The organism is Nocardia tenerifensis NBRC 101015 (assembly GCF_000308715.1).
In the GTDB taxonomy this organism is placed as follows: Bacteria; Actinomycetota; Actinomycetes; order Mycobacteriales; family Mycobacteriaceae; genus Nocardia; species Nocardia tenerifensis.
Genome location: NZ_BAGH01000126.1, coordinates 1 through 8,831, shown reverse-complemented (window position 1 = coordinate 8,831; position 8,831 = coordinate 1). Strand labels below are relative to the sequence as shown.

8 protein-coding genes are annotated in these 8,831 nt (G+C 68.8%); 4 read left to right on the top strand and 4 right to left on the bottom strand.

Annotated elements, in window-relative coordinates; all coding sequences use genetic code 11:
• The first annotated feature begins 13 nt into the window (after nt 1-13).
• On the top strand, nt 14-727 hold the full coding sequence (locus tag ON39_RS10825) for an MBL fold metallo-hydrolase (protein ID WP_040733343.1): 714 nt from the start codon (nt 14-16) through the stop codon (nt 725-727).
• Nucleotides 728-776: 49 nt separating this feature from the next.
• On the opposite strand, the gene ON39_RS10820 is transcribed toward ON39_RS10825, so the two are convergent.
• The 3 genes from ON39_RS10820 to ON39_RS10810 all read right to left on the bottom strand — a co-directional run bounded on the left by ON39_RS10820 (nt 777) and on the right by ON39_RS10810 (nt 4,514).
• Entirely contained in the window at nt 777-1,874 is a 1,098-nt protein-coding gene (locus ON39_RS10820; RefSeq protein ID WP_040733342.1) for a branched-chain amino acid aminotransferase, read from the bottom strand.
• Between the two features lie 839 nt (nt 1,875-2,713).
• Nucleotides 2,714-3,814: a glycine cleavage system aminomethyltransferase GcvT gene (gcvT, locus tag ON39_RS10815; protein ID WP_040733341.1), complete on the bottom strand. Its 1,101-nt coding sequence runs from the start codon at nt 3,812-3,814 to the stop codon at nt 2,714-2,716.
• 94 nt (nt 3,815-3,908) lie between these two features.
• Nucleotides 3,909-4,514, bottom strand: coding sequence for a GNAT family N-acetyltransferase (locus ON39_RS10810; protein WP_040733340.1), 606 nt, complete (start codon nt 4,512-4,514; stop codon nt 3,909-3,911).
• A 109-nt stretch (nt 4,515-4,623) separates the two neighbouring features.
• Here ON39_RS10810 and ON39_RS10805 point away from each other — a divergent pair, with 109 nt between their 5' ends.
• Together ON39_RS10805 and ON39_RS10800 are read left to right on the top strand one after the other, a co-directional pair.
• A complete protein-coding gene (locus ON39_RS10805; RefSeq protein ID WP_040733339.1) occupies nt 4,624-5,415 on the top strand; it encodes a TetR/AcrR family transcriptional regulator in 792 nt (263 codons plus the stop codon).
• Nucleotides 5,412-6,923: a leucyl aminopeptidase gene (locus ON39_RS10800; protein WP_040733338.1), complete on the top strand. Its 1,512-nt coding sequence runs from the start codon at nt 5,412-5,414 to the stop codon at nt 6,921-6,923. The genes ON39_RS10805 and ON39_RS10800 overlap by 4 nt, the downstream gene beginning before the upstream one ends.
• A 780-nt stretch (nt 6,924-7,703) precedes the next feature.
• Here the strand turns inward: ON39_RS10800 and ON39_RS10795 are convergent.
• Complete coding sequence (locus ON39_RS10795; protein ID WP_040733337.1) at nt 7,704-8,066, bottom strand: hypothetical protein; 363 nt, start codon at nt 8,064-8,066, stop codon at nt 7,704-7,706.
• 262 nt (nt 8,067-8,328) lie between these two features.
• Between ON39_RS10795 and ON39_RS10790 the strand changes: the two genes are divergently transcribed.
• On the top strand, nt 8,329-8,831 hold a 503-nt coding region (locus tag ON39_RS10790), incomplete at its 3' end, for a biotin/lipoyl-containing protein (RefSeq protein WP_040733336.1).

The window sequence follows — 8,831 nt, the reverse complement described above, 5'->3', positions numbered from 1 at the left end:
TAAGGTGTGCGGTATGTCTTCTGAGCGCCTGTATTTTCGCCAGCTGTTGTCGGGGAGGGACTATGCGGTCGGCGATCCGATTGCGACGCAGATGCGGAATTTCGCGTATCTGATCGGCGATCAGGAAACCGGTGAGTGTCTGGTGGTCGATCCGGCGTACGCGGCGGGCGATCTGGTCGATATCGCCGAGGGCGACGGGCTACGCCTCACCGGGGTGCTGGCCACCCATCATCACCCGGACCACGTGGGCGGAACCATGCTCGGGTTCACCCTCGGCGGCGTGCGCGAACTGCTCGAAAAGACAAGCGTCCCAGTGCATATCAACGCGCAGGAACTCTCCTGGGTGGCCAATGTCACCGGCATCGCGCCGAGCGAGCTGACCGGGCACGAGCACGGCGACAAGGTCAGCGTCGGCGCCTTCGACATCGAATTACTACACACGCCCGGTCACACGCCGGGCAGCCAGTGCTTCTTATTCGACGACCGGCTCATCGCGGGCGACACGCTGTTCGTCGACGGCTGTGGACGCACCGACTTCCCGGGCGGCGACTCCGACGAAATGTTCCGCAGCCTGCGCTATTTGGCCGAATTGTCCGGCGACCCCGTCGTCTACCCGGGCCACTGGTATTCGCAGGAGCCCTACGCCCCGCTCTCCACTGTCCGGGACAAAAACTACGTCCTGCGGCCCAAGACCTTGGACGAGTGGCACATGTTCATGCCCAGCTGACGGGCATGGCGCACCTCGACGGTGACCCACCGAGGTGCGCCACGCACGACTACATCGGGCGCATCCACCCGTGGATGTCGGCGAAAGTGCCGCGCTGGATGCCGGTGAGGGTGTCGCGCAGCGCCATGGTGACCTCGCCGGGCTCCCCGCCGCCGATGGTGAACTCGCCCTCGGCGGAGCGGACCCAGCCGACGGGGGTGATCACCGCGGCGGTGCCGCACGCGAAAACTTCAGTGATCTCACCGGATTCGGCGCCCTTACGCCACTCCTCGACCGACACCTTGCGCTGCTCGACCACGAAACCGGAGTCGGCGGCGAGGGTGAGCAGCGAGTCCCGGGTGATGCCGGGCAGCAGGGAGCCGGACAGCTCCGGAGTGACCAGCCGCGCCTCCGAGCCGGAGCCGAAGACGAAGAACAGGTTGTTGGTGCCCATCTCCTCGACGTAGCGGCGCTCGCACGCATCGAGCCAGACCACCTGGTCGCAGCCCTTCTCCGTCGCCTCCGCCTGCGCGAGCAGGGAGGCGGCGTAGTTGCCCGCGACCTTGGCCTCGCCGGTGCCGCCGGGCGCGGCGCGCACGTACTCGGTCGAGAGCCACACGCGGACCGGCTTGACGCCACGCGGGAAGTAGGCGCCGGCCGGGGAGGCCATGAGCAGGTACTTGTAGCCCGCGGCGGGCTTCACGCCGAGCCCGGCCTCGGTGGCGAACATGAAGGGGCGCAGGTAGAGCGAGTCCTCGCCGCCCGCGGCGGGCACCCAGTCGCGATCCACCTCGAGCAGCTGACGCACGGACTCGATGAACAGTTCCTCCGGCAGTTCGGCCATCGCCATCCGGCGGGCGGACCTGCGGAACCGCGCGGCGTTCGCGTCGATGCGGAAGCAGGCGACGCTGCCGTCGCTGTGCCGGTACGCCTTCAGGCCTTCGAAGATGGCCTGTCCGTAGTGGAAGACCATGGTCGCCGGGTCGAGGGGCAGGGGGCCGTACGGCTCGACGCGCGCATTGGTCCACTCGCCGCCGGCGTAGTCGATCGAGACCATGTGATCGGTGAAGAACCGCCCGAACCCGGGCGCCGCCAGTACCTCTTGTCGCCGCTGCGCCGGGGCGGGCGCGGGATGCGGGACACGGGCAAACTGTGCAGCAACGGTCATGCGCCTGATCCTAGCCAAACCGCTTTCAAGCTTTGCGGCCGATCGCCCCCCACACCGCAGAACTTCCCGCCACCCCCACCCCATGCGCACCAATCTGCACGCCGCACCCCAATTCTCCCCAGGAACACACACCACCCGGTACGCACCCTGCCCACCGCCTGATGCGCCACGCCGGGGCATATCGCGCGACACGCCGCGTCGGGGGACGCCACACCGTGAGATTCCGCCGCGGCCGGCGCAGTGAGAACGACGCTCATCTCGTGCCACCGCCTGCACAGCTCGGAATCCACGCATGCCGCCACCCTGCATCCATCTCGGGCCGCCACCCCCACCACCCGGATCCACCTCATGCCACCACCCACGTCACCATGGATCCGCCTCGTGCCGCCGCCCGCGCTCACCGACGACCGCGGGCGGATCAGAGAAGCAGTGCCTGAGCGAAGCGCAGTTCGAAGCCGCACTCTTCTGATGCCCGCACCCGCCGCAGTGACCGCGCATAGGCATGACCGAGCCCGACGCACAACCAGGCCGCTCCGCGAAAAACCTCAGCGGCAAACAAGCGAAACCGGCACCACAGTCGTCGCGGTCGTGCCGAGCGCCCGCACGGCAGACCGTCGTGGCGATGCATCACCGGGCACCGCATCACAGACCGCCGCGGGCGCGCAGGACCGGGCCACCGACGACAGACGTTCATGCCCCACGCGAATCAGGCCGCCGCGCGTTGGAGGTCGTCGCGGCGATTCGCGCAGCCCGCCGAACTAGGAGCTGAGCGCTCCCATCCCGCACAGTGCATGGCCGACTTGCCCACGCGAGACACCGCCCGCGCGGGCAGCCGTTTCCTACTTCGTGTTGGTCTGCACGAACGGCGGGCGGATCACTTCGCAGCGGAGGCGGCGGCCGCGGACGTCCACCTCCACCTCGGTGCCGGGTTCGAGGCCGACTTCGGTGTCGAGGAGGGCGAGGGCTATGCCGACCTTGAGAGTGGGTGAGAAGGTGCCGGAGGTGGTCTCACCGACCGGCTCGCCGTCGAGCAGCACGCTTTGACCTTGGCGCAGCACGCCGCGGTCGAGTGCCTTGAGGCCCAACAGTGTTCGGCGCGGGCCCGCCGACTTCTCTTGTTCCAGTGCGGCTTTGCCCCAGAACTCGGGCTTCTTCCAGCCGACGGCCCAACCGGTGCGCGCCTGCACGGGCGAAATCTCCAGGGACAGTTCGTGTCCGTGCAGCGGGTAGCCCATCTCGGTGCGCAGTGTGTCGCGGGCGCCGAGTCCGGCGGGGCTGCCGTCGGCGGCGCGGACCTGCTCGACGAGGGCGCGGAACAGCGGCTCGGCGTCGGCCCACCGGGGCAGCAGTTCGTAGCCGTGCTCGCCGGTGTAACCGGTGCGGCAGACGCGGACGGGGCGGCCGTCCCATTCGGCGTCGGCGTAGGCCATGTACTCCATGTCGGTCGGCAGGCCGAGCGCGCTGAGCACCTCGGTGGAGCGCGGGCCCTGCACCGCGAAGACGCCGTACTCGCGATGCTCGTCGGTCACCGTGATGCCCTCGGGCGCCGCCTTCTGCAACTCGGCGACGACCGCGGCGGTGTTGGCGGCGTTGGGGACGAGGAAGATCTCGTCGTCGCTCACGTAGTAGGCGATCAGGTCGTCGATGACGCCGCCGTCGGGCGTGCAGCACAGCGTGTACTGCGCCTTGCCCGGCCGGATCCGGCCGAGGTCGTTGGTGAGCGCCGAATTCACGAACGCGGCCGCCCCGGCGCCGCGCACCGTCGCCTTGCCGAGGTGGCTCACGTCGAACAGTCCGACCGTCGTGCGGACCGACTGGTGTTCAGCCACCGTCCCCTCGTACGAGACGGGCATCTCCCACCCGCCGAACGGCGCGAAGGTCGCCCCCAGCTCGACGTGTACACCATGGATAGGGCCTTGCAGCAGGTTCGAGTCGGTCACCCGGCGAGCTTATCCGCCGTCCGCGCCCGCCGGGCCCGCTCCCACCACGACTTCGTCTGAGCGCTCAGACGAACGGCTCGAGGTAAGGACGAACTCACCCGCGAAACCACATGGGCCGCAACGTCGGCCCACCTTCCGGCAACTCGTGTTCCGCCCCGGTACGCGCGAAACCCATACGCGTATACAGCCGGGCGGACCGCTCGGTACTCGCTTCGAGATAGGCGGGAACGCCCGCCGAGGACGCCGCCTTGGTCCGGTCGGCGAGGATGGCGGCGCCCGCACCCTTCCCGCGATGCTCCGGCACGGTGACGATTACCTGGAGATAGCGGTGCGGAAGTTCGCACGGATGGGAGTGCGCGAGCAGGTCGGTCACCACCGCAAACCGTCGCAGCGTGGGCACATCGGGCGCGCCCTCGGCCGCCGCGCGCGCCTCCGCCGCCTCGGTCTGGAACCGGTCCACCGAATCCACCTGCTGCCAAATCGACACGGCCCAGATCTGCGAGTCGTCGCCCGCGACCCAGATCTCGTCGTCCCGCAACGCACGGTCGATGAGCACCGGCACGTACTGCTCACTGAACTGTTCGAACGGAAACCCCTCGAGCACCCAGGCCGTCACCACCTCGTCGCGGCTGGCGTGCGCGAACGCCTCGATCACCGCGTCGCGATCCTGCTCGCCCGCTTGTCGAACATTGATGTCCATCCGGTCGCCCTTTCGTCGTGAACGCTGTGTGCTTTTGCCAAGGTATGGAGGTCACCACCACATCGCTACTATTTCGTCACACCTATTCGTGTGTCGAAATGGAAGCCATATGCTCTGCGGAATCTGCGGCGAGCCTCTCGTCCAACCCGCGCTCGGCCGCAAACGCCGGTACTGCTCGCGCGCCTGCCAGGCCCGCGCCTACCGGGCCCGCCGCGACGAGGTCACCTCTACGCCGCGGACCGCCCGGCCGACCAAACTGACCACGATCGGCATCCTGCGCGCCGCCGTCGCCCTCGCCGATCGCGACGGCATCGACGGTCTCTCCATGCGCCGCCTGGCCAGCGAACTCGGCGCGGCGACCGCGGGTCTGTACCGCTACTTCCCCGATCGTGAGGCGCTGCTGGCGGCCATGGCCGAACTCGTACTCGCCGAAACCAGTTCGCCCGCACCCGAACTCACCGACTGGCGGGCGAGACTCACGCACGAGGCGCACGAGGAGTGGCGGCTGTACCAGCGCCACCCCTGGATGTTGCCGATCCTCGCCCGCACCCGCCCGCCGGTCGGTCCAGCGCTCGCCGACATCCTCGAACGCTCCTTCGCCGCGCTCGACCACCACGGCCTGAGCCGCGAGTCGATGCTCGCGATCTACCTCTCGTTCTCCGGCCTCGTGCAGGGCCTCGCCTTGCTGACGAGTTCCGAGCGCACCGCCCGGCTGGGCGCACCAGAGGTCCCCGCCGACCTGCCCGAGCTCCTCGACCCCGCGGTCCGCCCGGTCCTGCACCGGCTGTTCGCCGACGGACCGCCCGGCCCCGACCTGGACTTGGACCGAATCCTCGACGCCGGACTCGCACTGCTCCTCGACGGCATCGCCCTCGGACTGCCCAGTAACCTGAGCCCATGACCGCTGTTGCAGATCGTTCACTGGGACCGGAACTCGCACGCACACAGACCATCGGCGTGGACACCGATGTGCTCGTCCTCGGACTCACCTCGTCCGAGAACGGTCCCGCCATCGTGCCCGAGGACCTCTTCGGCGACGTGCTCCCCGCCGACCTCCGGGCGGAACTGCTCGATCAGCTCGGCGCGGTCGGCGCGAAGGGCAAGGCCGAGGAGCTGACCAGGGTTCCCGCGCCCGCCGCGCTGGAGAACGTGACGAGCGTGCTCGCCGTCGGCCTCGGCGCGGCCGACAAGATCGACGCCGAGCAGATCCGCCGCTCGGCCGGTGTCGCGGCGCGCGCGCTGTCGGGCACCGAACTCGTGGTGACCACACTGTCCGGCCTCGACCTCGGCGCCGCCGCGGAGGGTTTCTACCTCGGCGCTTACGCATTCACGCCGTTCAAGTCGGACAAGTCCGCGCCGAAGCCGGACGAGCGGCCGGTGGCGCGGGTCGAATTGCTCGTTCCCGAAGCGGATTTCGGCGCGGAGGCGCTGTTCCGCGCCCAGCTGACCGCCGAAGCCGTCGCCACCGCACGGGATTTCGTCAACACCCCGCCGAGCCACCTCTACCCCGCCGAATTCGCCTCTCGCGCGCAGGAATTGGCTGAGGGCGCTGGGCTCGAGGTCGAGGTGCTCGACGAAAAAGCCTTGGAGGCAGGCGGTTACGGCGGCGTGCTCGGGGTCGGCAAGGGTTCGTCGCGGCCGCCGCGGCTGGTGCGGATCACCTACAGCGGCGGACCGAAGAAGGTCGCGCTGGTCGGCAAGGGCATCACCTTCGACACCGGCGGCATCTCCATCAAGCCCGCGCAGAACATGGAGAACATGACCTCGGACATGGCGGGCGCCGCCGCGGTCGTGGCGACCACCTTGCTGGCCGCGCGGCTGAGCCTGCCGATCACCGTCACCGCGACCGTGCCGATGGCGGAGAACATGCCCTCGGCCACCGCGCAGCGCCCCGGCGACGTGCTCACCCAGTACGGCGGCACCACCGTCGAGGTGCTCAACACCGACGCCGAGGGCCGCCTGATCCTGGCCGACGCGATGGTGCGCGCGGGCGAGGACGAGCCCGACTACCTCATAGACGTCGCCACTCTGACCGGGGCGCAGATGGTCGCGCTCGGAACCCGTACCCCGGGTGTCATGGGCACCGATGACTTCCGCGACCGGGTCGCGCGGATCTCCCGCGAGGTCGGCGAGAACGGGTGGTCCATGCCCCTGCCCGCCGAACTGCGCGCCGACCTCAACTCCAAGATCGCCGACCTGGCCAACGTCGCCCCGCACCGCTGGGGCGGCATGCTCTCGGCCGGACTGTTCCTCAAAGAGTTCGTCCCCGAGGGCGTCCAGTGGGCCCACCTCGACATCGCCGGCCCCGCCTACAACACCGGCGGCCCCTTCGGCTACATCGGCAAGGGCGGCACCGGCGTCCCCGTCCGCACCCTGATCGCCGTCATCGAGGACATCGCCGGCGAGTGAGTCAGCGCGCCGCCCGGAGCGAACCTCCGGGCGGCGCAACTCTTTTCGCGCGCAGGCCGCGGCGCCGATTTCTCGCACACGCTAGCCCCAGCCCCGCCTTTCCCGCCCTCGGTATTAGCGCGCACCTCTCACTTCACCATCCGCGCAACCCCGCCCGGACAGTACGATGCGCAACTTCGCGTGCCTAACTCTTCGCACGCCTCACCCGCACAGCCCCGGCGCAAATCGCTCCCGTGCCTCACGCGATCTCGACTTAGCCGCGCACGTGGTGCCCCGCACACAGAATGCATGCGCGCCTTTGCATTTCGACCCCTGTGCTGCCCCGCACCCACCATCTCCGCCGGAGACACCGCGACCGACGCCCGCGCATGAGTCCGCGCGTCCAGCCACGCGGCTTCGCAAGCCGAACTGTCGCACCGAACTTCGTCGGCTGAATCTCCCATGCCATGTGCGGCGTCGCCCGTTGCGCAATGCCGATGCCTCGCGATCGGCTCAGGACATCCCATTTCAGGCGCACTGGGTTGGCTCGCGTCGGGAGCACTTCGACGGTCCGCCTGAACTACCGTCCTGCACGGACACTTTCATGCTTGCAGCGCCCGATCGGCCCGCGTTGCGCGCGATAGTGTCCACGCAGGCCGGGTCGACTCGATATGGCGACACTTTCCGACGCTGCAAGCACCCTCGCGGAGTCTCCGATGGCTGTGCCACCACGCCCCCCACACCGCGAGAAACCACTAAGTACGCAACGCCCGAAATGCGTCGCTCATCGGTAGCCGACAGCTATAGATCACGCAGATCCTCCTCGAACGCACGCTGACGTTCGATGCGTCTACGCGCGTCATAGTCGCGCATCCGTTGTGGATATCCAGTCCTGGCGACCTCGTACACGGGAATCCGCAAATCCTTGGCAAGCCTCGCCGCGCCACGCTCGCCGACTATCCGACGTGTCCACTCCCCGTCGGCGGCGACCAACACGACGGTGACATCGGTCACTGTTGTCTTCGGCTCCAGGTAACCTTCTACCCCGACATGAGTGCGCACCCACTCGGCTAGGTAACGGGCGTCCCCGCCGCCCCTTGAACCCGCACGTACCGCGCTACCACCCCGGGTCGCGCCGCCTCGGAAACGATCCAGCAAACCCAACGACGCGCACCTCCTTTCGAACCCCGGCACATCGCTCGCACCGGTCCTCTCATCTTGCCAGCCCGGCGGTGTTCACCGCCCTTGTGCTACACGCCGAGCGGTCGAGTGCAAGGATGGATCGCGGTACAAGAACCACACAGATCTCCGGTGCCACGCACAATGATCGGTGGCTTTCGGACTCGCGCCGCAAACCCGCGACGGGGGTCCGCCGAGAGATCAACTGTTGTAGAAACCCGTCGAGCAGTCAGAGGAGTCAGAGGACATGGCCTTCTCCGTCCAGATGCCAGCTCTTGGTGAGAGCGTCACCGAGGGAACGGTCACCCGGTGGCTGAAGCAGGAAGGAGACACGGTCGAGGTCGACGAGCCGCTGCTCGAGGTCTCCACCGACAAGGTCGACACGGAGATCCCGTCCCCGCAGGCGGGCGTGCTGTCGAAGATCGTCGCCCAGGAAGATGACGTGGTCGAGGTCGGCGGCGAGCTCGGCGTGATCAGCGAGCCGGGCGAGGCGTCGGAGTCGAGTTCGGCTCCCGCCCCCGAGGCCGCCGACGCGCCCGCGCAGGACGCGCCCGCCGAGGAGTCCGCCGCCGCCGAGCCGGAGCCCGCCGAGGAGGAGCCGGCTCAGGCGCCCGCCGCCGAGTCCGCGCCCGCATCGTCCGGCGACGGCACCGCGGTCAAGATGCCCGAGCTGGGCGAGTCGGTCACCGAGGGCACCGTGACCCGGTGGCTCAAGGCGGTCGGCGACGAGGTGGCCGTCGACGAGCCGCT

What these genes read in the sequence shown, in the direction of transcription:
- ON39_RS10825 (WP_040733343.1), top strand. Translation starts at nt 14, where the DNA reads ATGTCTTCTGAGCGCCTGTATTTTCGCCAGCTGTTGTCGGGGAGGGAC.
- ON39_RS10820 (WP_040733342.1), bottom strand. Translation starts at nt 1,874, where the DNA reads ATGACCGTTGCTGCACAGTTTGCCCGTGTCCCGCATCCCGCGCCCGCC.
- ON39_RS10810 (WP_040733340.1), bottom strand. Translation starts at nt 4,514, where the DNA reads ATGGACATCAATGTTCGACAAGCGGGCGAGCAGGATCGCGACGCGGTG.
- ON39_RS10805 (WP_040733339.1), top strand. Translation starts at nt 4,624, where the DNA reads ATGCTCTGCGGAATCTGCGGCGAGCCTCTCGTCCAACCCGCGCTCGGC.
- ON39_RS10800 (WP_040733338.1), top strand. Translation starts at nt 5,412, where the DNA reads ATGACCGCTGTTGCAGATCGTTCACTGGGACCGGAACTCGCACGCACA.